29 protein-coding genes and 1 riboswitch are annotated in these 26,396 nt (G+C 34.2%); of the genes, 15 read left to right on the top strand and 14 right to left on the bottom strand.

Annotated features, from left to right (window positions below; genetic code table 11):
- The first annotated feature begins 2 nt into the window (after positions 1–2).
- Both ACQVV1_RS15425 and ACQVV1_RS15420 read left to right on the top strand, forming a co-directional pair.
- Positions 3–194, top strand: coding sequence for a hypothetical protein (locus ACQVV1_RS15425; RefSeq protein ID WP_242256366.1), 192 nt, complete (start codon positions 3–5; stop codon positions 192–194).
- The gene (locus ACQVV1_RS15420; protein WP_242256364.1) at positions 191–571 is read left to right on the top strand and encodes an ABC-2 transporter permease; all 381 of its coding nucleotides are present in this window, start codon (positions 191–193) and stop codon (positions 569–571) included. Before ACQVV1_RS15425 ends, ACQVV1_RS15420 begins: the two co-directional genes overlap by 4 nt.
- Here the strand turns inward: ACQVV1_RS15420 and ACQVV1_RS15415 are convergent.
- The 7 genes from ACQVV1_RS15415 to modA all read right to left on the bottom strand — a co-directional run bounded on the left by ACQVV1_RS15415 (position 488) and on the right by modA (position 9,042).
- Positions 488–2,128, bottom strand: coding sequence for a peptide ABC transporter substrate-binding protein (locus ACQVV1_RS15415; protein WP_431169066.1), 1,641 nt, complete (start codon positions 2,126–2,128; stop codon positions 488–490). The genes ACQVV1_RS15420 and ACQVV1_RS15415 overlap by 84 nt on opposite strands.
- Positions 2,129–2,515: 387 nt before the next feature.
- A complete protein-coding gene (locus ACQVV1_RS15410; protein ID WP_309259612.1) occupies positions 2,516–4,156 on the bottom strand; it encodes a peptide ABC transporter substrate-binding protein in 1,641 nt (546 codons plus the stop codon).
- Positions 4,157–4,288: 132 nt separating this feature from the next.
- A riboswitch (SAM riboswitch) is annotated at positions 4,289–4,394 on the bottom strand.
- A gap of 152 nt (positions 4,395–4,546) precedes the next feature.
- Positions 4,547–5,380, bottom strand: coding sequence for an aldo/keto reductase (locus ACQVV1_RS15405; protein WP_242256360.1), 834 nt, complete (start codon positions 5,378–5,380; stop codon positions 4,547–4,549).
- Position 5,381: 1 nt separating this feature from the next.
- Positions 5,382–6,185 (bottom strand): pyrroline-5-carboxylate reductase, encoded by an 804-nt coding sequence (proC, locus tag ACQVV1_RS15400; RefSeq protein WP_063223564.1) that lies wholly within the window; start codon positions 6,183–6,185, stop codon positions 5,382–5,384.
- A gap of 212 nt (positions 6,186–6,397) precedes the next feature.
- The gene (locus ACQVV1_RS15395; protein ID WP_063223565.1) at positions 6,398–7,249 is read right to left on the bottom strand and encodes a GRP family sugar transporter; all 852 of its coding nucleotides are present in this window, start codon (positions 7,247–7,249) and stop codon (positions 6,398–6,400) included.
- Positions 7,250–7,549: 300 nt separating this feature from the next.
- Positions 7,550–8,230, bottom strand: a complete 681-nt coding sequence (modB, locus tag ACQVV1_RS15390; RefSeq protein WP_242256358.1) for a molybdate ABC transporter permease subunit — start codon at positions 8,228–8,230, stop codon at positions 7,550–7,552.
- Between the two features lie 5 nt (positions 8,231–8,235).
- On the bottom strand, positions 8,236–9,042 hold the full coding sequence (gene modA, locus ACQVV1_RS15385) for a molybdate ABC transporter substrate-binding protein (RefSeq protein ID WP_242256356.1): 807 nt from the start codon (positions 9,040–9,042) through the stop codon (positions 8,236–8,238).
- A 133-nt stretch (positions 9,043–9,175) separates the two neighbouring features.
- Here modA and ACQVV1_RS15380 point away from each other — a divergent pair, with 133 nt between their 5' ends.
- A complete protein-coding gene (locus tag ACQVV1_RS15380; protein ID WP_431169061.1) occupies positions 9,176–10,123 on the top strand; it encodes a substrate-binding domain-containing protein in 948 nt (315 codons plus the stop codon).
- 71 nt (positions 10,124–10,194) lie between these two features.
- On the opposite strand, the gene ACQVV1_RS15375 is transcribed toward ACQVV1_RS15380, so the two are convergent.
- Entirely contained in the window at positions 10,195–10,296 is a 102-nt protein-coding gene (locus ACQVV1_RS15375; protein ID WP_064774809.1) for a DUF3948 family protein, read from the bottom strand.
- A 255-nt stretch (positions 10,297–10,551) separates the two neighbouring features.
- Complete coding sequence (locus ACQVV1_RS15370) at positions 10,552–11,418, bottom strand: LysR family transcriptional regulator (RefSeq protein ID WP_063223568.1); 867 nt, start codon at positions 11,416–11,418, stop codon at positions 10,552–10,554.
- Between the two features lie 127 nt (positions 11,419–11,545).
- On the opposite strand from ACQVV1_RS15370, the gene ACQVV1_RS15365 reads away from it, so the two are divergent.
- Both ACQVV1_RS15365 and ACQVV1_RS15360 read left to right on the top strand, forming a co-directional pair.
- A complete protein-coding gene (locus tag ACQVV1_RS15365) occupies positions 11,546–12,514 on the top strand; it encodes a DMT family transporter (protein ID WP_431169060.1) in 969 nt (322 codons plus the stop codon).
- Between the two features lie 21 nt (positions 12,515–12,535).
- A complete protein-coding gene (locus ACQVV1_RS15360) occupies positions 12,536–12,676 on the top strand; it encodes a YrzO family protein (RefSeq protein ID WP_000894066.1) in 141 nt (46 codons plus the stop codon).
- 60 nt (positions 12,677–12,736) lie between these two features.
- On the opposite strand, the gene ACQVV1_RS15355 is transcribed toward ACQVV1_RS15360, so the two are convergent.
- Positions 12,737–12,832 (bottom strand): DUF3948 family protein, encoded by a 96-nt coding sequence (locus ACQVV1_RS15355; protein WP_001179705.1) that lies wholly within the window; start codon positions 12,830–12,832, stop codon positions 12,737–12,739.
- Between the two features lie 211 nt (positions 12,833–13,043).
- Between ACQVV1_RS15355 and ACQVV1_RS15350 the strand changes: the two genes are divergently transcribed.
- Positions 13,044–13,649 (top strand): lysophospholipid acyltransferase family protein, encoded by a 606-nt coding sequence (locus ACQVV1_RS15350; protein ID WP_242256350.1) that lies wholly within the window; start codon positions 13,044–13,046, stop codon positions 13,647–13,649.
- A gap of 58 nt (positions 13,650–13,707) precedes the next feature.
- Here the strand turns inward: ACQVV1_RS15350 and ACQVV1_RS15345 are convergent, their stop codons facing one another.
- Positions 13,708–13,803, bottom strand: a complete 96-nt coding sequence (locus tag ACQVV1_RS15345; protein WP_064774810.1) for a DUF3948 family protein — start codon at positions 13,801–13,803, stop codon at positions 13,708–13,710.
- A gap of 305 nt (positions 13,804–14,108) precedes the next feature.
- Here ACQVV1_RS15345 and ACQVV1_RS15340 point away from each other — a divergent pair, with 305 nt between their 5' ends.
- From ACQVV1_RS15340 to ACQVV1_RS15315, 6 genes are all read left to right on the top strand, one after another.
- Positions 14,109–15,086 (top strand): LacI family DNA-binding transcriptional regulator, encoded by a 978-nt coding sequence (locus ACQVV1_RS15340; RefSeq protein ID WP_242256348.1) that lies wholly within the window; start codon positions 14,109–14,111, stop codon positions 15,084–15,086.
- Positions 15,087–15,234: 148 nt separating this feature from the next.
- Complete coding sequence (locus ACQVV1_RS15335) at positions 15,235–15,564, top strand: PH domain-containing protein (protein ID WP_242256346.1); 330 nt, start codon at positions 15,235–15,237, stop codon at positions 15,562–15,564.
- Between the two features lie 118 nt (positions 15,565–15,682).
- Positions 15,683–16,519, top strand: coding sequence for a YitT family protein (locus ACQVV1_RS15330; RefSeq protein WP_242256344.1), 837 nt, complete (start codon positions 15,683–15,685; stop codon positions 16,517–16,519).
- A gap of 138 nt (positions 16,520–16,657) precedes the next feature.
- Positions 16,658–17,014 (top strand): YxeA family protein, encoded by a 357-nt coding sequence (locus tag ACQVV1_RS15325; protein WP_431169059.1) that lies wholly within the window; start codon positions 16,658–16,660, stop codon positions 17,012–17,014.
- Positions 17,015–17,757: 743 nt separating this feature from the next.
- Positions 17,758–18,522: a TatD family hydrolase gene (locus ACQVV1_RS15320; protein ID WP_431169058.1), complete on the top strand. Its 765-nt coding sequence runs from the start codon at positions 17,758–17,760 to the stop codon at positions 18,520–18,522.
- A gap of 93 nt (positions 18,523–18,615) precedes the next feature.
- A complete protein-coding gene (locus ACQVV1_RS15315; RefSeq protein WP_242256342.1) occupies positions 18,616–20,121 on the top strand; it encodes a DL-endopeptidase inhibitor IseA family protein in 1,506 nt (501 codons plus the stop codon).
- A 35-nt stretch (positions 20,122–20,156) separates the two neighbouring features.
- On the opposite strand, the gene ACQVV1_RS15310 is transcribed toward ACQVV1_RS15315, so the two are convergent.
- Entirely contained in the window at positions 20,157–21,806 is a 1,650-nt protein-coding gene (locus ACQVV1_RS15310; RefSeq protein WP_431169057.1) for a DUF2334 domain-containing protein, read from the bottom strand.
- A 250-nt stretch (positions 21,807–22,056) separates the two neighbouring features.
- Between ACQVV1_RS15310 and ACQVV1_RS15305 the strand changes: the two genes are divergently transcribed.
- On the top strand, positions 22,057–22,590 hold the full coding sequence (locus ACQVV1_RS15305; RefSeq protein WP_060633079.1) for a transglycosylase SLT domain-containing protein: 534 nt from the start codon (positions 22,057–22,059) through the stop codon (positions 22,588–22,590).
- Positions 22,591–22,601: 11 nt separating this feature from the next.
- Here ACQVV1_RS15305 and ACQVV1_RS15300 read toward each other — a convergent pair whose 3' ends face one another.
- Both ACQVV1_RS15300 and ACQVV1_RS15295 read right to left on the bottom strand, forming a co-directional pair.
- Positions 22,602–23,396, bottom strand: coding sequence for a DUF4931 domain-containing protein (locus ACQVV1_RS15300; RefSeq protein WP_431169056.1), 795 nt, complete (start codon positions 23,394–23,396; stop codon positions 22,602–22,604).
- A 134-nt stretch (positions 23,397–23,530) separates the two neighbouring features.
- Complete coding sequence (locus ACQVV1_RS15295; protein WP_431169055.1) at positions 23,531–23,653, bottom strand: spore coat protein B; 123 nt, start codon at positions 23,651–23,653, stop codon at positions 23,531–23,533.
- 425 nt (positions 23,654–24,078) lie between these two features.
- On the opposite strand from ACQVV1_RS15295, the gene ACQVV1_RS15290 reads away from it, so the two are divergent.
- Both ACQVV1_RS15290 and abc-f read left to right on the top strand, forming a co-directional pair.
- Positions 24,079–24,213, top strand: coding sequence for an RAxF-45 family protein (locus ACQVV1_RS15290; protein WP_286676867.1), 135 nt, complete (start codon positions 24,079–24,081; stop codon positions 24,211–24,213).
- A gap of 124 nt (positions 24,214–24,337) precedes the next feature.
- Positions 24,338–26,218, top strand: a complete 1,881-nt coding sequence (gene abc-f, locus ACQVV1_RS15285) for a ribosomal protection-like ABC-F family protein (protein ID WP_431169054.1) — start codon at positions 24,338–24,340, stop codon at positions 26,216–26,218.
- Positions 26,219–26,396: the final 178 nt, after the last annotated feature.

The raw sequence follows: 26,396 nt of genomic DNA, 5'->3' as shown, positions 1-26,396 counted from the left end.
ATATGTTCAAATATGTAAAACTAATAAGCATTAGTTTAGTAGTGTCGTCTTGTATTATAGGGATTAACTATTTGATTAGCTATCTTTGGTCAGGGCATATACCTTCTTTGACGTGGAGGACATATTTGATGTTTTTGTTTATATTTATGATGAGTTTTGGTTCAATGCAAAAAGAAGGGAAAGAGGATTATTGACAATAGTTTTCTTTGCCTTTCTTTCATTAACACAAATGGTTCTAACTGTGTTTGGAAACGCAGGTATGATTTTTAATATTATCTCGCTATCGTTACAACTTGTAAGTTCAGGGGTAATCGTACCACATGAAATGCTTTCTAAAACATATCAAACAATTGGTGAATTATTTCCCGCAACATATGCAGCGAATGGCTATTATACAATAATATTTGGAGGAGTTAGTTTAGAGAAAAATATTATTGCATTATTAGTTATTATATTAGTTACACAATCAATAGCAGTGATTACTTTATTATTTTGCAACTTCTGTCCACTTGTAGTTAAACTCACCGCCGAAGTCAGTTGTTACAAGTCCTTTAATAAATCCGCGTTGTAAGTAAGAGCGACCTTGTTGGTATAAAGGAGCGACAGCACCGTCTTGCAATAAGATTTTTTCAGCTTGCTTCATTGCTTCAAAGCGAGCTTTTTCATCACCAGCTAAATCTGTTTTTACTTTATGAATTAGCTCATCATACTCTTTATTAGAGTATTTATCGAAGTTATAAGCATTATCTGTTGTAAATAAATCTAAGAATGTAATTGGATCAGCGAAGTCAGGGCCCCAGCCATCAATACCGATTTCATAGTCACCACTTAATAGTAGTTTTAACTGTTGTTTACGTGGTTGTGGTTTTAAATTCACTGTTAATCCATCTAGGTTCTTTTCTAGTTCACCTTTTAAATATTCACCAGTCTTTTTAGCTAAAGCATTATCACTAGTTAATAGTTCAATTGTTACTTTGTCAGTACTAAGTTCTTGCTTCGCTTTTTTCCAGTTTTCTTTCGCTGTTTTCACATCATCTTTGATTAGATTTCCATTTTCTTTACGGAAGTCATTCCCTTCTGGACTCTTTGCAAATTTCGCAGGAACCATTCCTTCAGCTGGAACAGCGCCGTTATTTAAAATTGTTTCTACGTATGCCTTTTTATTCATTGCGCCGTTAATAGCAAGGCGTGCATGTTGATTTTTTAATGTTTCATTTTTTTGATTGAGTCGTAAAAATTGAATGCCAACTTCAGCGCGTTCTTTGAAGTTTGGATCGCTCTTATATTTATCAACAAACTCCGCAGTCAAAGCAACACGATCAATTTGTCCAGAATCATATAAGTTAACTTCTGTAGATTTATCCTTAACGACATTGAAGTTAATTTCTTCTAATTTTACTGTTCTAGCATCCCAATAGTTAGGGTTTTTCTTTAATTGGAAGCTTTGCTCATGCTTCCAGTTATCTAATGTGAAAGCACCGTTGTAAATTAAATGATTTGTTTCTAAACCGTATTTATTACCTTGAGATTTTAAGTACTCTTCATTAATTGGTAAGAATGTTGAGAATGTCGTTAAGCTTAAGAAGTAGGGAACAGGACGATCTAGTTGTACTTCTAAAGTTTTATCATCAAGAGCTTTAATACCTAATTGATCAACCGGTAATTGTTTTTGGTTTATTTGTTTCGCATTCTTTATATCGAAGAATAAGAATGCATATTCAGCTGCTGTATCAGGATTTACGGCACGTTGCCAAGCGAAGACGAAATCCTTTGCTGTAACAGGAGTACCGTTTGACCATTTTGAATCACGCAGGTGGAATGTATATTTTGTTTTATCGGAACTAACGTCAACCGACTCAGCAACACCAGGAATCGGTTTATTATCTTCTCTCATTGCATATAAACCTTCAAAAACATTGCGCATTACGTTCATGGATTCCCCATCCGTTGCTTTTGCAACATCCATTGTTGGAATTTCTGAAGCAAATGATAAGTTAATTGCCTGTTTATCAGGTGCTTTATCATTTGCTTTCGCTCCGCTTGCGTTATCTTTATTTCCCCCGCAAGCAGTTAGTAATAGACTTGCCCCTAAAACAGATGCAACAACAGGTACAACTTTTTTCTTTATTGTTCGTTCCTCCCTAAATGTGTTGTTCGTAACGTCTTAATGTCCATGTTTTGAAGTATATCTATAGAAGAAGAAAAAACCTATTATAAATATGTGCATGTAGGTAATCAGGTGTTCTATATGTATATACATGTTGAGCTATAATCTGTCGTTATATGTTTCAACGTAGTAGACATTATATTTTGATGGTTAAATATTTCGTTTATTTGATTATTTAGAATATTAACACTGGAAAGAACTATATGTCAATAATAAAAGTTGGAGTATTATTTTTTAAAAATACTATATTGAAAAAGCGGATTTTCTCTCATTGAGAAATCCGCTTTTAATACATTTTTCCAATAAAACAATTGGTATGGGGAGAAAAACTTCAATTCAGGTTGCCTTTTATTTTTCAATTTGTGCCCATTTGAAGTTTAATTGACCTGCAAAGTCTACTTGTACAATTCCTTTCACATAAGAACGTTCTAAATAAGATTCACCTTTTTGGTAAAGAGGAGCGATAACAGAGTCTTTAAATAATATTTTCTCGGATGCTAGTAATGCTTTCCAACGAGCTTTTTCATCACCAGCTAAAGTCGTTTTAACTTTCTCAATTGTTTCATCGAACTCCTTATTAGAGTAATGATCTAAGTTGTAAGGGTTATTCGTTGTAAATAGTTCAAGGAATGTAATTGGATCAGCAAAGTCAGGACTCCAGCCGTCAATGCCGATTTCATAGTCACCTTTTAATAAAAGTGAAACTTGTTGTTTACGTGGTTGTGGTTTTACATTTACTGTTAATCCGTCTAAGTTCTTTTCTAGTTGTCCTTTTAAGAACTCACCAGTTTTCTTATCAAGGTCAGCATCACTTGTTAATAATTCTAATGTGATTTTTTCAGAACCAAGCTCTTGTTTAGCTTTCTTCCATAACTCTTGTGCAGATTTTGTATCAACTTTGGTTAAATCTCCGTTTATAGTACGGAAGTCCTTTCCATCAGTCCCTTTTGCAAAGTTTTTTGGAACGAGGCCAAAGGTTGGTGTAGAGCCATCATTTAATAACGTATTTACAAAGGATTTTCGATCAATTGTTTGGTCAATTGCTTGGCGTGCAGAAACGTTTTGAAGTACTTTGTTTTGTTGATTCATACGTAAAAATTGTACGCCTACGTTCGGGCGTTCTTTAAAGTTCGCATCCTTTTTATATTTATCAACGAAGTCAGATGTTAATTTTATACGGTCTAATTGTTTTGATTCGAATAAATTTACTTCTGTTGATTTTTCTTTTACTACGTTAAAATTGATTTCTTCTAGTTTGACAGTATCTTTATCCCAATAGGTAGGGTTTTTCTTGAATTTAAAGCTTTGTTCGTGCTTCCAATCGCTTAGTGTAAAAGCTCCATTGTACAAGATTGTATTATCTTCTAAAGCGTACTTATCACCTTGTGCTTTAAAGAATTCCTCGTTAATTGGTAGAAATGTTGGGAACGCTGTTAAACTAATAAAATATGGAACAGGACGCTCTAATTCTACCTCAAACGTATGGTCATCAACTGCTTTTACACCAAGTTGGTCGGCTGGAAGTTCTTTGTTGTTAATTTTTGTTGCGTTTTTAATATCAAAGAATAAAAATGCATATTCAGAGGCTGTTGCTGGATCGACAGCTCTTTGCCAAGCGAAGACAAAATCTTTCGCTGTAACAGGAGTGCCGTTTGACCATTTTGAATCTCGTAAATGGAATGTGTATTTCGTTTTATCGCCACTTACTTCATGAGATTTTGCAACACCAGGGACAGGTTTGTTACCTTCACCAAGATTATACAAACCTTCAAATACGTTTCTCATTACTTGACCAGAATCAGTATCTGTAGCACGAGCTGTATCCATTGTTCGTATTTCAGTAGGTGAAGATAAGTTTAAAACCTGCTTACTAGGTGCCTCGTCTTTTGCATTTGCTCCACTTGCTTCGTTTTTATAACTACCGCAACCAGTTAATAAAATACTTACTCCTACAACTGATGCAATACCGGGTACAAACTTCTTTTTCATTTGATTTTCCTCCTAAATAATTAAGTTTGGATGATGATGAGGGAAATGAAAAATAAAAAATCCCTCTTTTCGTATTGAGAAAGAGGGATTTTTACGTACAAGTTATGCACCCGTATATAAACGAAGTCCCTCATTCTATCTTTCAAGCCATAAAGCTTGCAGGAAGTGGCACAGTATTCAAAATGAACCTGTTGCCGAGGTTTCAAAGGGCCAGTCCCTCCACCTCTCTTGATACAATGAGTAAACAAATAAACTTTATTAAATTTTGTGTTTCTTTGATAATTCAAAATCTTACACCTTGGATGATGAAGTGTCAACCGAATGAAATATAGTTTAAATTTTCAGTTTTCTTTAACGGAAAAACCACTGCATATGGCAGTGGTTTTTCTACTAGAAGTTAAAGTTATCTGGATCTGGACCAACGCGAAGATCTTCATTTAAAGCTTGAATTGCTTTCATATCATCAGCACTTAATTCAAAGTCGAAGATGTTTGCATTTTCAATAATGCGATGTTCTTTAATAGATTTAGGGATTGTTACAACTTCGTTTTGTAAATCCCAGCGTAAAATAATTTGCGCAGTTGATTTATTATATTTTGTCGCAATTTCTTGTAACACTGGGTTATCTAGTAGTTGGCCTTGCATTAATGGTGACCAAGCTTCAAGCTGGATATTATGTTCTTTACAGAAAGCGTGTAACTCTTCTTGTGCTAAACGTGGGTGGTATTCCACTTGGTTGACCATTGGCTTAATTTCAGCAATTTCAAATACGTCTTGTAAGTGGTGAATGTGGAAATTACTCACACCGATAGCACGAACAAGACCATCTTTATAAAGCTTTTCTAATGCTTTCCATGATTCAGTATATTTCCCTTTTACAGGCCAATGTACTAAATATAAATCTAAATATTCTAGACCTAATTTTTCTAATGTAGTTTCAAATGCTTGAAGTGTTGTTTCATATCCTTGATCGCTATTCCATACTTTTGATGTAATAAATAATTCTTCACGTGAAACACCTGATTCACGAATCGCTTGTCCAACGCCTTCTTCATTTTGATAGATTGCTGCAGTATCGATGCTGCGGTAGCCATTTTTAATTGCTACTTTTACAGAATCAATTACCTCTGAACCATCTTCTACTTTAAAAACACCTAAACCGAACCAAGGCATTTTTACTCCGTTATGTAATGTTGTATAGTCTTTTAAACTTGTTAAACTCATATTATTTCCCCCTAGCTTTTTTGTTTGTTGCTTCTACTGCTTTTTGAATTGCCTCTGAAAAATTATACTCATATAAAGTTTTGAGGCCTTCAGCTGTGGAACCACCTGGCGTTGTTACTTGTTCGCGGAGGTTAGCCGGATCTTGCGTTTGTTCAAGCATAGAAGCGGAGCCAGAAATCATTTGAATAACAAGGTGTTTTGCGGTTGCTTCATCGACTCCATAACTTTTTGTTGCTTCAATTAAGCTTTCAGCAAAGTAATAAAGGAAGGCTGGTGCACTTCCAGTAACTGCAGTAAGCTGATGAATTTCTTCCTCAGTGCAGAGTTGCGAAGTACCAATGCCTTTTAAAAGTAGTTGCAGGGTTTCTTGATGCATCTCATTTACTGATTGTCCCATTGTATATAAGGAGATAGACTTTCCAATTTCAGCAGCTGTATTTGGCATAATCCAAGCAACAGGCGTTCCTTGGGGAAGTCTTTCTTCTAAATAAGATGGTCCAATGCCAGCAGCTACCGTTACGACAAGTTGGTTCGATAGTAACGGAGATAACTCTGCTAATAATTCTTCATGTGCAGCAGGCGGCATTGCTAAAACAATCGTATCAACAGATGTAACATGTTGCTTCCAATCTGTTGTAATAGACACATTATATCGCCCTTGTAATTGTTCTAGCTTTTCTACATTGCTTCGGTTAGAAACGATAATTTCTTCGATATATTCTTTGCTTGTTTTAAGTAATCCGGAAAATATAGCTTCTGCCATACGACCAGCACCAATAAATAGAATTCGATGTTTGTTAAGCATATCCTTTATTCCTTTCCAGTAGAGATATGTTATAAAAAACGATACCATCTTTAAGAGAATTTTGTAAAAAGAAAAGACTTATTGTGAAAAGAAAGAAATTGGAGGGAGGAGGGGGGATGCAAATAAGGTTGTAAAGATTATTATATTTAAAAAATAGTTGTAATAAAAAACCCCTGAAGCAGTTATGCTTCAGGGGTTAATAGATTATAAGTTTATGCTTTTGTTAGACCAAGTAATACAGCGCCGCCGATAATTAAAACACTACCTAGTGCAATAAAGATCAATTGACGTTTTGTTTTCTTTTCACCTAAGAAGACAATCGCACCGAATGTTGAGATAACGATTCCAGTTTGAGATAATGGGAAGCTTGTTGCTACTCCAACACGTGGTAATGAAAGAAGTAAGAATAAGTTTCCTGTTCCCCATAGTAAACCAGATAAAGCATTACGGATTGCATATTTGTTAAATGGCTTATGTTTAGATGTCAGTACAACCGCACCAACAAACATACCAACTGCTTGTGGTAAAATAGCAGACCAACCATCGATATTATACCAACGAATGATAATTACATATACAAGATAGCCGAAAGTAGAAACAATTAAAGTAAGAAGTCCTTTTTTCAATTGTCCTGGTGGTTGTGCATTTTCTTTGTCATCTAGTGATGTGAATACAACACCGACTACGATTAATAGGATTGCAATCGTTCCCATAATGATTGTTGTAGTAGTAGTCCACTCACGGAAAGCGATAACCCCAAAGATAGAAGTTGCAACAAGTTGCATACCAGTAGAAATCGTTACAGTAGTAGAAACACCTAACTTTTCAACTGTTTTTAATTGGTTTACTTGTCCTAAAGCCCAGAATAAACCTGAAATAAAACCAACAATCAAGATTGTCATTGTTAAAGCCGGTTGAGTAAATACATACATAATTGTTGCGAAGAATAGAGCACCGATTGTCATACCTACCGTTTGGCTATATGCACCACCGCCCATTTTTACGCTTACTAATAAGATGTTTCCCCATGCAATTGCAGGAAGAAGCGCTAATAAAATGTCCATTACAAGACTCCCTTCAGTTTGCTATACCAATATAATTACATATCGTTCTAACGATCGGTAATGCCCCACTAATAGAGTAGAAGATTACCGATCGCTAAAACAGGATGAAGAATTCACGATATAAATGCGTTTTCATTTCTTCAATTTTTGAAACACCTCCATATAATAACAGGAAATTGCCTATTTTAGAAAGTAAATTCAAATAGAATGTATATTTAAATAAAAGGTAAAATTCAGTTATTTCCCGATGACATATTTTATTTCCTAAGAAATAAAGAAGCAGCTTCGAAAAAAGCTGCTTTAAGATTTAGTAATTCTTTTATTAATAAGTTGAATACATAGCAGAAATACGAGAGACATACTAATAGTGATAACTACAAGTGTCCAGGCGAGTTGCATATTACTTGCATCAATGGCCATGTAAATGGCAGTTGGGATTGTCTGTGTTTTTCCAGGGATGTTCCCAGCAAACATGAGTGTAGCACCAAATTCTCCTAGTGCACGAACAAAGCTCAAAATCATTCCGCTTAGTAAGGTGGGAAATGCAAGAGGAAGTGTAACGTGCAGAAAAACTTGAGATTCACTTGCACCAAGGTCACGAGCACTTTCTTCAATTTGTACATTTGCGATAGAAAATCCTGTCTTTGCTGATTGGTACATAAGCGGAAATGCAACAACTGTGGAAGCGATGACCGCAGCAGTAGATGTGAACATAATAGACTGCTGAAACAATGATTCTACCCACATACCAATGGGACTATTATTTCCAAAAATGATAATGAGAAAAAAACCGATTACAGTTGGTGGAAGTACCATTGGCAATAAGAAAATAGTTTCTAATATTACTTTGTATCTCCATGAGGAGCGTGCCAATGCCCGTCCGATAATCGTCCCTAAAATTGTAACGAGAATAGTGGCACATGCAGCTACTCGTAAAGATAGAAAAATCGGTGACACAATAGCATCAAAATCAAAGCTCATGGCAATTATGATAGGACTGTAAATCCATATTTCTTAAAGATAGATTGTGCATCTTTTGACTGCAAATATTCATAAAATGAAGTCGCCTCTTTCTTGTGCTTAGATTCTTTTATAACACCTAAAGGATAGTGAATTGGATCATGAGAAGTAGCTACTGCTGTCTCGCCAATCTTTACTTTGTCTGAAATAAGAGCATCTGTTTTGTATACAATACCAGCATCAACATTACCTGTTTCTACATATGTTAACACTTGGCGAACATCTTTTGTAAATACGATTTTATTTTGAATGTCATTCCAAAGATTTTCATGTGTGAGAGAAGCCTTTGCGTATTTTCCCGCAGGTACAGATTCAGGTGTACCAAGTGCGATTTTCTTAATCTTTTTATCTTTTAAATCTTGAATTTTTGTAAGAGAACTATCTTTTGGGACGACTAGAACGAGCTCATTTCCAAGAAGATTTTTCCCATCTTTTTCATTAATGAATCCTTTTTTAACAAGAGTTTGGAATTTATCTTCTGCTGCTGAGAAGAATAAATCAGCAGGTGCACCTTGTTCAATTTGTTGTTGAAGTGCACCAGAAGCACCAAAGTTAAAAGAAAGTTTAATATTAGGTTCTTTTTCTTTATATTTTGTTTCAATTTCTTTTAGCGCATCTTGTAAGCTTGCAGCTGCTGATATAGTAAGTTCAACTGCCTTTCCTTCTTTAGCAGTTGATTTCTCTTTCTTATCTCCGCTTGTACATGCAACGCTAAATATAAGAAGAAAAGAAAGGATAAGTGCCCCGATGGATCGTAATGTAAACTTATTCATAAAAAAATCCCCTTTCGTTTTGATATAATTAATTATAACTAAATATAATTAATTATAACTAGTTATAATTGAATATAATTTGAACATGTAGATATTTTTAAAAAATAGGAGAAATATATAGTTCTTTGTTACAATGAAGGAAGAAAGTGAGGAATCGTCTATGGATCATCATTCCTACACAACGGAAGAAGTAGCAAAACGATTAAAAGTATCAAAATTAACTGTATACGACTTAATTAAAAAAGGAGAACTTCCTTCTTATAGAGTTGGTAGACAAATGCGCATTGATGCAGCAGATTTAGAACAATATATTAAGCAAATGAAAACAGGGAATGTACAAGCTGTTCCTGTAAAGAATGACAGTAATAGTATCTCGAATACATGTATTATTAGCGGGCAAGAACTAACATTAGATATGCTGGCAAAGCGTATAGAAAATCGCCTGCCAAGTTCAAATATATTACGGGCATATCAAGGTAGTTTAACGAGTTTAGTAAAGATGTATCAAGGAGAAGGAAGTATCGTTAGCTTGCATTTGTTTGATGGAGAAACGGATACATATAATGTTCCGTATGTAAAACGTATTTTAGTTGGACAACCATGTATTATGATTAATTTATTAGCAAGGAACGTTGGGTTTTATGTGCAAAAGGGGAATCCAAAAAATATAAAAACATGGGCTGATTTATCTCAGTCATCTATACGATTTGTAAATCGAGAAAAAGGTTCTGGCATTAGAGTGTTAGTGGATGAACAATTGCGAATTCAAAAGTTAAATAAAGAACGTATTAGTGGATATGAATGGGAAGAATCAAATCATCTTGGTGTTGCCACGCAAGTCGCGAATGAAAAAGCTGATGTGGGAGTAGGTTCAGAAAAGTTTTCGCAAATTGTAAATGTAGACTTTATTTCAATTATGAAAGAACAGTATGATTTAGTGATTTTGAAGAATAAAGAAAATGAAGAGCTGATCGAAATTGTGAAAGACATTCTGCAATCGGAAGAATTTCATAATGAATTAAAAGCGATTGGCGGATACGATATGACGAAAACAGGCCAGATTATATATGAAACAAACTAAAAAGCTGCTTGTCTATAAGACGAGCAGCTTTTTCTATATATAAAGGGGTTTGGGGAAACAAAGTGAAAGTGTTAAACAAGACCTTGAGCAAGTGTGTAAATGAAAGCTGTAAGAAGAGCCGCTCCACTTGCAAGTCCTAAAAAGTCTGATTTGTTGAAAGTAATGTTGTTCATTATAATCTCTCCTTATTTGTTTAATGTAGTTGCAACTGCTTTTGCATCGACAAGTGCGGATAGCACCATGCCCATTGTATTTAAAAATTTGTTTGATTTCATTTTGTTCATCATGCGTATCCGCTCCTTTTCGAATTGTTGTTGCCCTGCTTTATATCTTAATTATAGGAAATATGATCCGTTACAACTATCGAATTAGCTTACGGAAGACTTACACTTTTGTAAGAAAAAAAGACATTCGTGTAAGAATGTCTTTTAAAGCATATTAATGTGGTGGTGCTCTTCAATTGTTTTTAAAAAGCTACGCATTGAATTCGTCATATAGCTATCTTTGCGGCGTATGAAAACCGTTGAAATACTACCATATTTTTCAGGGATTGCATGGCAATGCACTTTACCTGCTTTAGAAAGATGATGGACAGCAGACTGTGGTACGAGTGTAATTCCAAGGCCGAGTGCAACACTGTTTAATATCGTTTCTAATATATTGAATTCCATAATTCTTTTTGGGAGCAAACCTTCATCTTTCAGCCATCGTTCTAGTTTGGAACGGTATCCACATCCTTGGTTAAAAACGAGTAGAGGCGTTGTTGTAAATTCTTCGATATGAAAAGCTTTATTTTGTGTTATAAGCATTAATTTTTCTGTACTAACATCGTATTGCTCGATTAGTGGATGTTTAATAGGACCCGATATAAAGGCACCATCTAATTGATGATTAAGTACTTCTCTAATTAGTTCTTCTGTTAGACCTGCTTGTAATGACAAATCGACATTTGGATAGCTTTTATAGTAAGAAGATAAAATGGTAGGTAATGTACTTACTGTTTCGACTGTACCGATTTTTAATATGCCAGAGGGTGTTTCACTATCTAAAAATACTTGTTTTAGCTCATCGACATCTTGCAAAATTTTATTAACATAAACGAGCATTTTTCTGCCTTCAGCTGTTAAAGTCATGCCTCGTTTATGACGATAAAAGAGCGGTGTTTTCAGCTCGTTTTCTAACTGTTTAATACGTGCGGTGACATTTGATTGTACGTAATTTAATTCCTTTGCTGCGCTACTTACACTACCTTGGTCAGCAACGCTCTGGAAGATTTGTAAGTCTCTTAATTCCATAATATGATCCTCCTTGATGTTAACTATCATTATAAGTGATAGTTAACATCATTTTGAATCATTTTACGTGATATATTTTTTCTTTTACAATTCTCTTTGTGCAAATAGAAAGAAACGGGGGATTGTGGTGAGAAGAGGTCAAATGATAATAGGGGCTTTAGCATGTTTAATTGCAAGTATGTCATGGGGAGCGATGTTTCCAGTTGCTGATCATGCACTAGAATACATAGATCCATTTTATTTTTCACTTATTCGCTATGGAGCGGTGGCAATAGTGCTGATTGTATTATTGTTAATAAAAGAAGGAAAACAGGCATTTCGTTTAGAGGGAAGAGGAAAGTTACTCGTCTTTTTCGGAACGATGGCGTTTACTGTATATAATGTACTTATATTTTTAGGGCAAATGTTAATGGGAAAGTCAGGTGTGATGGTAGCCTCCATTATGGAAGCACTTATGCCGATGATTTCTATTTGTATTCTATGGGGATATAAGCATGTGAAACCGAAAAAATATATGATAACGAGCATGGTTATCGCTTTTGTAGGAGCTGTATTTGTTATTACGAAAGGTGACATGAGTTTCTTTTTAACATTGAAAGATAACATGTTTTCACTAGCATGTATATTTGTTGGAGTTGTAGGTTGGGTTATTTATACGATGGGTGGTCAAACGTGTAGCGATTGGTCAACATTACGTTATTCTACGTTGACGTGTGTATTTGGTACGACTGTTACAGGAATTATAACAATAATTATAACGGCACTTGGATATGTATCGGTACCGAATATGGGAACGCTTTCTATTGTGAAATATGATTTGTTATTTATGATGACATTACCGGGAATTGTAGCATTACTCTCTTGGAATTACGGTGTGAAAATTCTATCATCTATTAATGGTATTTTATTTATTAATTTTGTACCCATTACGACTTTAATTATTATGATGATGCAAGGATATCAAATAACGATGTTTGATATTATAGGGACCTTACTTGTTATTGCAGCACTTATTCGCAATAACGTTTGTCAGAGAAAAGAAGAAAATATAAACAAGCAAATTTTACAAGAAGAGCAATTACGTCAAGCAGTTTAATAGGCAATTGGAGGATTTCATATGTTAGAAAGTTTATTGTTTTTCTTCGCTGTAGGAGTTGCTTGTGAGCTTGCAGCAATTAATCGAAATGGTCGTAAGAAGATAAAACAACAAGCTGAAATGATAGAGCTTTTAAAAGAGTTAAAAGAAAGAAACATTTAAAAAGACGACCGGGCATAGACGGTCGTCTTTTTCTATATAAAGGGGAAAGGGGACACAAAGTTATACAAGCGTAGCAGCGTAAATCAAAGCAGTAAGAAGAAGGGAGCCGCTAGCTAATCCTAAAAGGTCTAATTTGTTAAAAGTGATGTTTTGCATAATGAATTCTCCTTACTTGTTTCTTTCTGACTTAATTGTATGAAATATTGTAAGAAGTAACTATCGAATTAGCTTACAAAAAAATTACACTTTTGTAAGGATTGAAATTTAACAATTAATACTTATTTTTATTACCAACTCCTAAAACTTAGTGTTATAATTGTTGTAAGAAAATGATTATACTTCGGATGTTTAGAAAGGAACGAAACAAATGTATAAACCAATTACATTTTTGTTGAAATATATATTTAAAACAGCTGGGAAAGTAGAAGTACAAGGAAGAGAAAAGTTACCAGAAGGTGGCCCGTATGTTGTTGCGTGTACACATACAAGTTTTATGGATGTATTAATGTTAGCTACAGGGATGTACCCGACCCAAATTCATTACATGGCCAAAAAAGAATTATTTGAAGGGAAATTCAAAAATTGGTTCTTCAAAAACGTAAATGCATTCCCTGTAGATCGTGCGAATCCAGGACCGAGTACACTCAAAATTCCATCACGCCTATTAAAAGAAGGGAAAGTAGTAGGGATTTTTCCAAGTGGAACGAGATCAACAGAAGACGTTTCATTAAAAGCTGGAGCTGTTACGATTGCGCTGCGTTCTAACGTTCCATTAGTACCGGCAGCTTATGTTGGTCCATCAAGTATAAAAGAATTAATAAAAGGAAAAAGGGCACAATTGATTTTTGGAGATCCGATTCAAATTGATGCGGAAGAACAAATAGATCGAAAAACAGCTATGAAAATGATGACAGATCAATTAAATGAGAAGTTTGAGAAGCTAAAGGAAGCTTTGGAATCAAATCAAAAATAAGAAAAGACGACCTAGACGGTCGTCTTTTTCCATATAAAGGGGAAAGGGGACACGAAATTTATACAAGCGTAGCGGCGTAAATCAAAGTAGTAAGAAGAACTGATCCGCTAGCTAGTCCTAAAAAATCTAATTTGTTAAAAGTGATGTTATTCATAATGAATTCTCCTTACTTGTTTAATGTAGAAGCAACAGCTTTTGCATCGAAAAGAGCGGATAATACCATGCCCATTGTATTGAAGAAATTATTTATTTTCATTTTGTTCATCATATGAATCCGCTCCTTTTCGAGTAGTTGTTGCCCTGTTTCTGACTTAATGGTATGAAATATTGTGGAGATTCACTATCGAATTAGCTTACAGGAAAATTACACTTTTGTAAGAGAAACGAATGAAGTTGTAATGATAAGAAGATTTGACATATGTTCATGGGATTCATTAAGTTAAAAGTAGAGGTGAGTGTATGGCTAACATTAAAGATATTGCAAAGATGGCGGGAGTTTCCGTTACGACTGTGTCAAGGGTGCTAAATGATCATCCGTACGTAAGTGAAGAAAAAAGGAAAGTGGTTTTAGAGATAGTTGAGAAGTTGAATTACTCACAAAACGCAAATGCTGTTCATTTATCAAAAGGAAAGACGAATATTGTTGGTGTAATTCTACCTTATATTAATCATCCGAGCTTCGATGCAATGGTAGGGGGAATGATGGAGGGAGCGTTAACTCATAATTACAGGGTGCTACTTTGCCAAACAAATTATAATAAAAAAGAAGAAATGAAAAGTCTACATATGTTAAAAACGAAACAATTAGATGGTCTTATTATTTGTTCACGTGCAAATGATTGGGAAATGATAGAACCGTATGCTTCTTACGGCACAATCATTGCTTGTGAAGATAATGATATTGCAAACATCTCAAGTGTATATACAAATCATTCGGCAGCTTTCCAACTAGGAATGAATCACCTTATTGAAAAAGGTTATAAAAAAATTGGTTATTGTACGGGAAGAAAGCTAGGACCGAGTAGTCAAAAGCGTTTTGATGTTTATAAACAGCAATTGCAATCTATAGATGAAGAAGTTAATGAAGAATGGATTTTCACAGAATGCTTTACATTAGAAGATGGTGTGAGAGTGGCTCATAAGTTAAAAGGGATGCAGAATCTTCCTGAAGCGTTAATAGTAGCAGGAGATGAAGTTGCAATTGGGGTTATGACGGAAGTTGGGAAATTGGGTATTCGAGTTCCTGGGGATTTAGCGATTATTGGTTTGGATAACCAACCTATTTCGCAAGTGTTGCAGTTGACAACTATTGATCAAAATTTGAAGGAGATAGGGAAAACGGCTTTTGAAATGTTTTACAGGAAAATAAGTGATGAGAGCTCTAAACAAGAAAAGGTGGAAATTTCATATGAACTTGTGGAGCGATCTACAGTGTAGTTTTAATCCGTTATGTGCATAAGTGCATAACGGATTGTTTTTTTGAAATATCTTTGACAGGAAACGCGTTTCATACTTTATAAAGGAGTTAAGCCGGTTTGTAACAATCCATGGATTCTTTTCAAGAATAGTATTTGGAGGGATATGCATGAATGAACTTTTATTAAGTATGAAAAAGTATATAGAAGATGACGAAAAGATTTTAGCCTTTATGGTAGGGATCTTTGAGAAGGATAATTTCACGTTATGTTATCAACATGGAATTTTTGTTGCCACTACTAGACGTCTCCTGTTTTACGGGAAATTTCCGTACTATCCTTCAACATTTAAAGAGTACTCATATTTGCATATAGATAGCATAGATTTTTATCCGTACTTTGAGTTTACTTGTAATCAAGAAACGGTTAGAGCTAAGCATATTCAGAAAGGGAATGTGGAGCGATTTGTTCGTACAGTTAGAGCAAATGTGAATAATTAATCACCCCTTTGTTTAAACATGATATCTCGATCTTTAAGAGGAAAAATGCGGAATAAAAACCACTTCTAAACCTCTAGGAGATAGTGATACAATGTCAAATGGGGGGAGGGGATGAACTATGGTTAATCAACGTATAAAGGAAATAACACTAATTACAATTGGTTCATTATTATTCGCAATTGGTATTAATTACTTTGCAATTCCAAACCGTTTATCGGAAGGTGGAATTATTGGTTTAACGGTTGTTACGTACTACTTATTTGATTGGTCACCAGGGATTGTGAACTTTGCTATAAATGCAGTTTTACTAGTTATTGGTTATAAGTTTTTTGATAAAAAAACGATGGTTTATACAATTTTAGGGATTGTAGAAACATCCTTGTTTTTATATGTTACAGAACATATTGAGTATCATGTAAATAGTGATACACTATTAGCAGCTTTATTTGCTGGTTTGTTTGTAGGTATCGGATTAGGCTGTATGTTCAAAGCTGGAGGTACATCAGGAGGATCGGCAATTTTAGCACAGTTAGCAAATCAATATTTAGGGTGGAGTGTTGGTAAAGGCGTACTTATTATTGATATCGTTGTAATTGCTGGTTCTGTATTTATAATAGGACAAGAAAAAGCGATGTACACACTTGTTGCAGTATTCATCGGAGCGAAAGTGATTGATTTTATTGTAGAAGGAATGGATACAAAAACAGCTGTTACAATTATTTCGAATCAACCAGACCTAATACGTGAGGCTATTACGAAAAACATGACACGCGGTGTCACTGTACTAGAAGGACGCGGCGGATATACTGGTAAAAATAAAGAAGTTTTATATGTTGTTATTAATAAACAAGAGCTTGTTAAGTTAAAGCAAGTTATTAGTCGAGTAGATGAAGATGCTTTCGTTGTTATTCACGATGTGCGTGATGTACTTGGTGGTGGCTTTAAAGCGAGCTAAAAGGTGAACGAGTAAATTCGTTCACCTTTTTTTATTCTTACAAAAATGTAAGTGTAATGTAATGAGATTCAATAGTAGATTTTATTCCTTCTTTTTAAAATGGATGTATATATATCCTGCAGAGGAGGAATGTTTATTATGAAGAAAAAAATGATCACTACTATAATAGCGATGCTAGTGATAGTAGTAATGTTACTGCCTACGAAACTTGGACCAGTTATCGATAAATATAATCCGCTTTATAAGACGAAAAAATACTATACGGTTGTGAATACAATTGGTCAGCATGTTGGTGATGAGTGGTATGAATATGAATTTATTGCATTTGACGAACGTGGAAGAGAACAAAAAATAAAGAAGACTGTTAAGCATATGTTAAAGAGAGATGAAGCATTAAAGGTGTACGCAAAAGGACGCTACGGCGAGTCAATTGAAGAAATTGAAGCTGTAAATATTCCTATTAATGCAAAGAGTAAACTTTTAGCGATGAGATAGCAAAATATACCCCTGCCTATTTTTTGTCGAAAACGAAAATACTAGGTAGGGGTATTTTTAGGTGCGTAAAAAAGCCTTAGTCCATATGGGCTAAGGCTTTTTTTATTATATAAAGGGGAAGGGGGTACATTGTAGTAGCATGAGTGAAAGGTATAAGAAGAGTAGCTACTAGCAATGTGATTTGGTTATGCGAGTGTTCTTCTTATTTGGCTTACTTTCTAAATTTATTGTATGAAATATAGATAAGGGAAACTATCGAATTACATTACACGTAGCTTACAAACATGTAAGTCTTCTGTAATGTAATTCGATGGTTAAAAGCTAGTGAATTTTATATAGTGTAATTAGAAAGTCTCACTGTATTACTTTCTGTTTGTAATGTAATGAAGAATGAAAAACCAACTACTTTTTAATAGCCCTCATCTGTATGTAGATGGGGCCTTTTTATAAACCTTACAACATTGTAAGGTTTACGTAAGTTAATTCGATAGTAAATTTGTCATATTTTTTGCATAATAGATACAAATAGATAAAAATAATTAGGGATATAGTAAGAAGGGAGAAGAATGGGATGTTTAAAGAAGAAGTAGTGAAGTTTCCAATTAAAGATTTCTGTAGCTACTTTACTGTTGCCGTAGTATGTATTGGATTATTTGATATCATAACAAACTTAATTGTTAAATAATATAGATGATAAAACAAGAAGGGAGATCCTTTCTTGTTTTTTTTATGGAGGAATAAAGATGAAATGGATGGATAGTCATATACATGTTGACCAATATAAGGATGAAGAGAGAAGTAGATTACTGAAAGATGTGGAAAATAGTAAAGAGATACAGGGGCTTATTGCGGTATCTATGAATTATCAATCATGTAAAGAAACTTTATCTTTAGCAAAGCGATATCCTTTTGTACATCCAGCAATAGGTTTTCATCCAGAGCAACCGATTCATAAAGAAGAATGTCAGCAAATCTATAAATTAATTGAAGATCATGTAGAGGATATAGTAGCGATTGGTGAAGTAGGCTTACCGTATTATTTAAGGAAAGAAGATGAAAGGATTACTCTAGATCCATACATAGCTGTATTGAAAAGATTTATAGGGCTAGCTAGTGAGTATGATTTACCAATTGTATTGCACGCAGTTTCTGAAGATGCTGACATTGTATGTGATTTACTTGAAGAATATAAAGTTTCACGTGCGCACTTCCATTGGTTTAAAGGAAGTGAGGAGACAATGAAACGGATGATGACGAATGGTTATCATATTTCTATTACACCGGATGTTTTACATAAGGAGAAAATTAGAAAAATCGTTTCATATTATCCGCTTGAATATATGATGGTAGAAACAGATGGGCCGTGGGAATTTCAAAAGGACGTTATGACGCACCCAAGAATGATTAGAGAAGTATTAAATGAAATTAGTATCATAAAAAACATATCTATTGATAAGGTTACAGAAACATTATATGAAAATACCATTCGGTTTTATTTGAAAAGATAGGAGTGTTACTCTTATCTTTTTTTATGGATATTTTTTCTATTTTTCCCTATAATTCATGATGTGTTTAATTTTGTGAAGGAAGTGGGTAGGAGAATGGGGAAAGTATATAAAAAAATAGCTATTACAATTATGACTGGGACGCTTTCACTTGCAATGTTTGGGTGTGAATCGGAAAAAAAGGTGACAAATACAAACGTAGCACAAGAAAAATTGGAAGAACAAATTGATCCAGTAGTTGAAAAACAGATGAAAGAGACTGAGAAAAACGGGAATTCGGTTGGAAACAGTTCTAATAAAGGGAAGATGGTAGAGAGTAAGGGATGGGTTTACTATGCGGTAAATGGTGATAAAAATACAGGAGGCATCTATCGTACGAAAGATCAATTTCAGACTTCGGAATGTGTAGTAGAAGGTGTAAATGCTTCTTACATAAATATAAAAAACAAAGCTTTATATTTTATTCATACGGATGAAGAGAAGAATGCGGGATTATCTTCTTTAATGAAGTATGATATATCTAGCAAAAAGTTAGACACGTTAAAAGAGGATACAAATTATGTTTATATTAAAGATCAAACTTTATTTTATCCGAAAAAATATTCTGAGCATGGTGGTTTTGACATTGTAGGGATCGCAAAAATGGATTTGAAGACGGGACAGGAAGAAGAAGCTGCATTTCAAAACTCCGGTTGGTCTCGAACGATAGATGATAGTATTCTACATTGGAATAAAAATCGTGGAACACAAGTGACAAAAGATAATAAAACTTGGTCAAAAGAAAATTATGCAACAATATCTAGTGCTACGTATAATAATGAAAAATTATATGCTGTTGTTGATTTTTCGTTACCTTTTGAAACAAATAAAGCTGAGCACGGTATATATGAGATAGACCTTCAACAAAATAATGAAAAGTTATTGGTAAAGGATGCCTTGCAGATGAATGTGAAAGGGGATACTTTTTATTATTTAAAAAAGGACGGAGTATATAAGAAGAAAATGAATGGTGGAAATGAAAAAGTAATTTATAATAAAGCGGTTGAACCAACTAAATCCTATTTATATTTTGTAGCAGGAGATATGTATCTCTATACGGATAATGGAACTATCATGAATCTGGATACAAAGAAATCAAATGAAGTAAAAGATAAGAAGCTAGCAGATAACGTTATGTTACAGAAAGTATGGAATGCACAGAAGGAACTGACTAATGTTCAAATGGCTGCACTAACAGGAAAACCAAAACGAGTAGGGGATTTTTCATACGGGGAATTAGTGAATCCTATTTATAATAAGAAAGATAATTTAGAGACTACGCTATCTACGTACTTCTCAAAATCATTTATAGCAGAGTATATGAAGAGTAAGTATATTAAAGAGTTAAATGGAAAAATGCACTATGTTATTGGAGATCCAGGGTCAAAAGCAGCAACTAAATTTACAAAAATTATTTCTGCCGAGTTAAAGGATGAGAAAATAAAAGCACAGGTAGAAACGTATAATGACTATGATAATGTAACGGAAAAAGTAGAAGTTGAATTTATTTATGAAAATAATCAATGGGTTATTAATAATATGCCACGTTTTGGTTTAAGTTAAAAAAACCACCAAGCATTCTGCTTGGTGGTTTTGTATTAGGATTCTAATTTTTTCGCACGTCTTAATAATAGAAGAAAGACAATGACGAAGAAACCAAGTAGAAGGAAGAATCCATATTGTTTTATATAATCCATTACGTCACTTGCGCTTGTTGGTTTTTCAACGTGAATCCCGTCTTTATTAGTAGTGATATGAATATCTTTCATTTTCACTTCATTTGTTTCTTTTTGTAAATCAATCCATTCTATGTTTGGAATGCTTTCTAGGTCCTTTAACACTTCTTTTAATGGTTTCACACCTAAGTAAGGATGATAGAATGCACCAATAACCCCGTCAGATAATTTAGCAACAGATACTGCATTTGCTTTCATCTTTGCAATAGCGTGTGGTTTATCTTCTTCGATAAATCCAACTGTTTCAGGCACTAATTTCATGCCATGTAAAAATGATGGTGTACTTCTGTATGCTGGAGAGTGCATGGACTTCCAAGTTGTATCACTTAACTGTAGTTGTCCTACATAAGTTGAAAAATACCTTGATAATATTTCATATCCTTTTTGAGACATCGTGTAATGAGGTGCTTCAAATGCGATAGGATATAGTTTAGCATCTACAAGTTCTTGAATCCCTTTTTCAATATGATCAGCCGTATATTTTTCTTCAAATTCTTCCCCTTTTTTTACGTATGCATTATATGCCTCTATATTAGGGAAATCATCTTTTGTTTTTGGTTTTTCATGCTTCGGTTGACGAATTGGTTGATCTGTTTTTACGTCCCAAAATTCAAAACCTTCCCCAGTTTCACTATCATAAAATTGGTGCGTATAACCATGCATAATAATTGCTGCACCATCATCTTGCATAGAGCGTAAAAGATCGACTAGTTCGGGTTTATCTTTTAAATGTAGTGTTTTACCTGTCTCTGGATCCGTATATACAGGAATAACAGTGATCATGTATGGCATCTTTTTCTCTTTTAGTAATTCAGCAATTTCTTTTAATTGATTTATATCTGCGGCTGGATGAACGTCCTCAAGACGTAAATAAGCTTCCACTTTATTTGTCGTTGGCTTTTGTTCAAAGTAAGAAAATAGGCTTTCGCCAATATAATAAGATATCCAATCAAAGAGGTTAGAAGTTGCAACATAATAAGAATTATTTTGTTGTACAATTAATGGATAAGTAGTATTTCCTTTTAAAGCATTGGCAAGAATTGTTCCATTTGTATCAAGGTTTTTAATGGATCGTTCGTCCTCTAATGTATTCTTTAGTTTACGTGTTGGATATTCAATTGTATCAGAGTTTATGCCTTCATTTTTAAGTGTGATAAATGAAAAACGATTGGATAATTGTTCTATATTTTGACCTAAAACTAGTAGTGGCCCTGAGAAATTTTCTAGAAATTCTTTTGTTTCAGTGGAGAGTTCTTCTTGTTTTTCACCTATGTAAATAACATGTGTATATGAAGATTTATCAGTTATTTCAGCTAACTGTTTTATGTTTTTTATTGTTATGTTATTAGTAAAATGTCCTACTTGTGTATTAAGTATTTGGGTATCATTTGTAATTTGATCATCGCTCGAACTGTATAAAATAAGGACTTTTGGATTTTCGTTTTTTTGTGCGGAAATAGGGACAGGAATTAATAGTAGTAAACTAAATAAGAGTAGCAACCATTTTTTCATATTATTATTCTCCTAGTTTATATTTGGAATTCAGTTTACAATTATATACAAAAAATGCGTTTCAGTCTATGAAAGTTACATTTTTGCACGTATTTACCAGCTGTTTTTTCACAAAATCGGTCTAAAGCATGATGATAATATGTATAGTTATTTGCTATGATAAAAGGGTAAGAGAATGATAGAATGTGGATAATTGTAAGGGAAGAAGGCTGAAAGGGGACAAATTTCAGCGGAGAAAGAGGTAGAAGTAGTGAAGAAATTCTTTGTAGGATTTTTAGTTGTTCTTGGGGTGTACTTATATTTCCAAGGAAAGTCTGAAGGAATGGGCAAGTTAGTAAATGAGACAAGCTATGTTGACTCAGAAGAAGCAAAACAGATGAAACAAATTATTATAGAGGAAGCAAAGAAAGTTAATCTTCCAGAATGGATACCTCTTACAATTGCCGAACATGAAAGTCGGTTAAATCCAAGAAGTGTTGGAGATAACGGAACTTCATTCGGATTGTTTCAATTGCATCGTGGTGGTGGACTTGCGCCGGATCATTTAACTGATGATGAGCTGAAAGATCCACGTATAAATGCGCAAATTGCAATGCCGCATTTAATGAAAGGATATAAGCGTGGGGTGCAAAAAGGCTTGACGGATTTTGCATTACTAAAATATATAGCAAATACATCTGGATGGCCAGGGAATTTAGGGCCAGAGTGGACGGATAATAACATGAAGTACAACGTCGGATTAGAGAATGTGTACTATCGAAATAAAGGTGTGATTAAAGAGTAGGTTTTCTATACCTACTCTGTTTTTTTATGAATAATTTTATCTTCTTCTCTCGTGAAGTACTGCGCGAGTTGTATTTTCACCTCTTCTAGCTTTGTAGAAACTTGTGGTATTTTATATCCTACATATAAGGGTGAGACGACAAACCTAGGAACAACTTTACAAATGATTTTTCCGTTTAAATGATAGAAAAATAAGTTATAACTACTACATCCTTTATGGAAATCTGTCAGTATGTAACGTACAGTTTGTTGAATATAATTTGCCAATTCATCTATGCATCTAACATCTTCAATAATGATATTAAATTCAGTAAAACCGATAATAGGACGATCTGAAATATTGAGTTCAATGTGGTCATTTTTTTGTACAATGACTCCTTGGAAGTTTTCCGTTGCTACGTTATCGAGATAGTCTACATATTTCATTCCGATAATCTGCATGTGTGCATGATGCAAACTCCCGCCTGAGAATGGACCATGATTTTTGTATAAAATCACAGATGTGAATTCTTCATTCTTCTGTAAGTCTAACCAATATTTAATGGAGAAACGAATTAGCGATCTCATATGTTCTTCTGTATATGTCGCAATATGGTCTTCACAATTATCTGTTTCGATTAGCACCGTTTGAAATGTATCTTTTAATGTAGAGAATTTGTTTTTTAGCCAAATAATTGACCCCTCAGTTGCTAAAATATCCGTTAAATTTTCTCTGTCACAAAAAGGACATGTAGCGCTTCTATTCCGAATGCTTTCTGGTTTTTGTTTTCCAATATCGTTTAAAAAGTATAGTTGTTGTGTATCCATTTGTATATATGCCCCTTTAAAATATGTATAAAAATCCCGCTTAATACATTCGGGAAAGGGAGAAGGAAATCCTTTAAAGGGAATAGGAAAAATAAAAGACAAGATATCCTCGTTACAACAGGGTACCTTGTCTTTTATTCTTTCTTTAATAATGCGTATGGATAATATAGATCATTTTTATTATGCTTCTTTTTTCTATTGTTTATTGTGTATAAGGCAATTGCTATACTTGCAATTATAATAATGGCTTTCTTCATATTCCTTTACCCCTTTTTATTGTTGGTTTAATTCTTGGCTAACTGCTTTTGCATCAACTAAAGCATGTAAAATCATTTTTACCATGTTCATCATATTCCTTCACTCCTTTTTATAGTTTGTTTAGTTCTTTTACAACTGCTTGTCCGTTCACTAATACCTCAAAGATTGCTTTTACGATTTCTTTTGTCATGATTGTTTCCTCCTTTTGTTCTCTCTCTTGTTTACACCTTTATTGTATAGGGAGGCATCTTTTCGTACTATCGCTTTCCATTACGTGAACATAACAGTTTTGTAAGATTTGATGTCACTTATTGAAATGTTTAGTCTATCTTCATTATTTTCAGAAAAATGACTATTCAAACATGAAATGGGAAAGTATAATAAAGAAGTAAGTATTAAATTCCGTACGAAAGAGGTGAATGAGATGAAATGTTCTTTAGCTGCGCGTGCCAAATTTTTAGATTTTATCTATTTTTGTCGTGCAATTTTTCATGATGTAGTTGTTAACGGGATACGTCTGTCCTTTTTTAACAATTGCATAGTAGCTATTGAACAATAGAAATCTCTTCACCCATTTTTAATAAACGTGTGAAAAGGGAGCTATTTGGCTTCCTTTTTCTATGCCGAAAACCATGGGGAATGTTTCTTTCTCACGGTTTTTTATATTGAAAGGAGTACGGAAAATGACAATTTGTAGTGTAAATAATATAACGAAATCTTTTGGTGGAAACATCATATTTGAAAATATATCGCTTGAAATAAAGAATGGTGAACGTGTTGGATTAGTTGGTCGTAACGGTAGTGGTAAGACAACAATCTTTCAGCTGCTAACTGGAATGGAAAGTTTGGATACAGGGGCCATTCATATGAAGAAAGGTACACGTATTGGTCATGTGGCACAGATTCCGAAATTTGATGAGGGTATGACTGTATATGATGTATTAAATTCTGCTTTTAAAACAGAAAAGGAATTAGAAAGAGAAATGCGTGCATTAGAAAAAAATATGGAGGAAGAACTGGAACCATCTGCTTTACAAAAGTTGATGGAGAGGTACGGAGTAATCCAAGAAAAGTTTGCGTTTCTTGGTGGTTATGAAATAGAAGCGAATATTATGAAGGTAGCAAATGGTCTACAGGTGACAGAACTATTCCCTCGAACATTTCTGGAGTTAAGTGGTGGAGAACAAACAAAAGTAAGCCTTGCATACATGCTATTGCAGAAACCAGATTTACTTTTATTAGATGAACCGACAAATCATTTGGATTTATTTGCAGTCGAATGGTTAGAGCAATTTTTAAAAGAATACAATGGAACGGTTATGGTCATTTCACATGATCGTTATTTCCTTGATGAAGTTGTAACAAAGATTTTTGATTTAGAAGATGGAGAGATTCACGTGTATCATACAAACTATTCTCGGTTCGTTGAAGAAAAGGAAGAAAGATTGCTCCACGAGTTTCAGGCTTATCAAGAACAGCAAAAGAAAATAAAGAAAATGAAAGAAGCAATAAAGCGACTACGTGAATGGGCAAATCAGGCGAATCCTCCGAATGAAGGATTGCATAAGAGAGCGAGAAGTATGGAACGTGCACTGGAACGCATGGAAAAACTAAAGAAACCTATTTTAGAACGAAAACAAATGGGACTTCAGTTTGAAGGGCAAGAGAGAAGCGGAAAAGATGTTGTTGTAATGAAAGAAGTGAGTAAAGGATTTGCTGATCACCCTTTATTTAACGAAGCAAATTTACATGTTCGTTTTCAAGAGCGTGCAGCTATCGTTGGTCGTAACGGTACAGGAAAGACAACGCTACTGAAGTTATTATTAGAAGAAATGGAACCAGATGCTGGAGAAATTCGGATTGGTAGTAGTGTGAAAATCGGTTATTTATCACAGCATGCGTACGGAAATGTGAAGAGTAATGTATTAGAGGCTTTCAGGGAATATGTAGCTGTAACAGAGGGAGAAGCGAGACATATATTAGCTAAGTTTTTATTTTATGGTCCAGCGGTGTTTAAGAAAGTAACACAACTGAGCGGTGGAGAAAAAATGAGGTTAAGACTCGCGCAACTTATGTATCAAGACATTAATTTTTTAATATTAGATGAGCCGACAAACCATCTCGACATTGAATCAAGAGAAGTTTTAGAGGAAGCTCTTGAGCAATATAATGGGACGATTCTGGCTGTTTCACATGATCGTTATTTTTTAAATAAGTTATTTGAAAAGACGTATTGGATTGATGAGCACAAATTATTTGAGTTTGCAGGGAACTATGCATGGGCGCGTCAAAAGTGGGAGGAAAAGTTCGAGACGCAAGTAATAAAGCAGCAACGCCAAGGAAGAAAAAGTATTGAAACAGCCCCTGTAAAAAAGAAAGAAGCTAGGAATGTTGAGGAGATTGAAACAGAGTTAATGCATGTAGAAGAAGATATATATACGCTTGAGTGTAAAATGGAACATGTAGTTGATGTTGAAATGCTTGAACAATTGTATGAAGAAAAAACGAAGAAAGAGTTGTTACGAGCGGAGTTATATAATGAGTTAGAGAATATTGTGGAGTGAAAAATAAAAAGCGAATTCCCTTCAGTTTTACTGAAGGGAATTCGCTTTTTTATACTGATACTTTACTTTAAGAGATAAATAAAAGTTGTGTTTCACGTGAAACAGTAAGTTTGATAAATCTTTGTTCCGTAATTTACATGGGCTGTGAAACATAAATAGTATTAGGAACTTTTGGGAT

The sequence above is a fragment of the Bacillus basilensis genome, from assembly GCF_050630465.1.
GTDB classification, from domain to species: domain Bacteria; phylum Bacillota; class Bacilli; order Bacillales; family Bacillaceae_G; genus Bacillus_A; species Bacillus_A basilensis.
This window is presented reverse-complemented; position numbering and strand designations above follow the sequence as displayed.

Coding starts and splice junctions, on each gene's coding strand:
- ACQVV1_RS15410 (WP_309259612.1), bottom strand. CDS start 4,156: ATGAAAAAGAAGTTTGTACCCGGTATTGCATCAGTTGTAGGAGTAAGT.
- ACQVV1_RS15300 (WP_431169056.1), bottom strand. CDS start 23,396: ATGGATACACAACAACTATACTTTTTAAACGATATTGGAAAACAAAAA.
- ACQVV1_RS15395 (WP_063223565.1), bottom strand. CDS start 7,249: ATGGACATTTTATTAGCGCTTCTTCCTGCAATTGCATGGGGAAACATC.
- ACQVV1_RS15405 (WP_242256360.1), bottom strand. CDS start 5,380: ATGAGTTTAACAAGTTTAAAAGACTATACAACATTACATAACGGAGTA.
- proC (WP_063223564.1), bottom strand. CDS start 6,185: ATGCTTAACAAACATCGAATTCTATTTATTGGTGCTGGTCGTATGGCA.
- ACQVV1_RS15320 (WP_431169058.1), top strand. CDS start 17,758: ATGAAATGGATGGATAGTCATATACATGTTGACCAATATAAGGATGAA.
- ACQVV1_RS15340 (WP_242256348.1), top strand. CDS start 14,109: ATGGCTAACATTAAAGATATTGCAAAGATGGCGGGAGTTTCCGTTACG.
- ACQVV1_RS15325 (WP_431169059.1), top strand. CDS start 16,658: ATGAAGAAAAAAATGATCACTACTATAATAGCGATGCTAGTGATAGTA.
- ACQVV1_RS15360 (WP_000894066.1), top strand. CDS start 12,536: ATGTTAGAAAGTTTATTGTTTTTCTTCGCTGTAGGAGTTGCTTGTGAG.
- ACQVV1_RS15355 (WP_001179705.1), bottom strand. CDS start 12,832: ATGCAAAACATCACTTTTAACAAATTAGACCTTTTAGGATTAGCTAGC.
- ACQVV1_RS15380 (WP_431169061.1), top strand. CDS start 9,176: ATGAAGGAAGAAAGTGAGGAATCGTCTATGGATCATCATTCCTACACA.
- ACQVV1_RS15425 (WP_242256366.1), top strand. CDS start 3: ATGTTCAAATATGTAAAACTAATAAGCATTAGTTTAGTAGTGTCGTCT.
- modB (WP_242256358.1), bottom strand. CDS start 8,230: ATGAGCTTTGATTTTGATGCTATTGTGTCACCGATTTTTCTATCTTTA.
- ACQVV1_RS15375 (WP_064774809.1), bottom strand. CDS start 10,296: ATGAACAACATTACTTTCAACAAATCAGACTTTTTAGGACTTGCAAGT.
- modA (WP_242256356.1), bottom strand. CDS start 9,042: ATGAATAAGTTTACATTACGATCCATCGGGGCACTTATCCTTTCTTTT.
- ACQVV1_RS15335 (WP_242256346.1), top strand. CDS start 15,235: ATGAATGAACTTTTATTAAGTATGAAAAAGTATATAGAAGATGACGAA.
- ACQVV1_RS15345 (WP_064774810.1), bottom strand. CDS start 13,803: ATGAATAACATCACTTTTAACAAATTAGATTTTTTAGGACTAGCTAGC.
- ACQVV1_RS15310 (WP_431169057.1), bottom strand. CDS start 21,806: ATGAAAAAATGGTTGCTACTCTTATTTAGTTTACTACTATTAATTCCT.
- ACQVV1_RS15350 (WP_242256350.1), top strand. CDS start 13,044: ATGTATAAACCAATTACATTTTTGTTGAAATATATATTTAAAACAGCT.
- ACQVV1_RS15315 (WP_242256342.1), top strand. CDS start 18,616: ATGGGGAAAGTATATAAAAAAATAGCTATTACAATTATGACTGGGACG.
- ACQVV1_RS15295 (WP_431169055.1), bottom strand. CDS start 23,653: ATGAAGAAAGCCATTATTATAATTGCAAGTATAGCAATTGCCTTATAC.
- ACQVV1_RS15290 (WP_286676867.1), top strand. CDS start 24,079: ATGAAATGTTCTTTAGCTGCGCGTGCCAAATTTTTAGATTTTATCTAT.
- abc-f (WP_431169054.1), top strand. CDS start 24,338: ATGACAATTTGTAGTGTAAATAATATAACGAAATCTTTTGGTGGAAAC.
- ACQVV1_RS15370 (WP_063223568.1), bottom strand. CDS start 11,418: ATGGAATTAAGAGACTTACAAATCTTCCAGAGCGTTGCTGACCAAGGT.
- ACQVV1_RS15330 (WP_242256344.1), top strand. CDS start 15,683: ATGGTTAATCAACGTATAAAGGAAATAACACTAATTACAATTGGTTCA.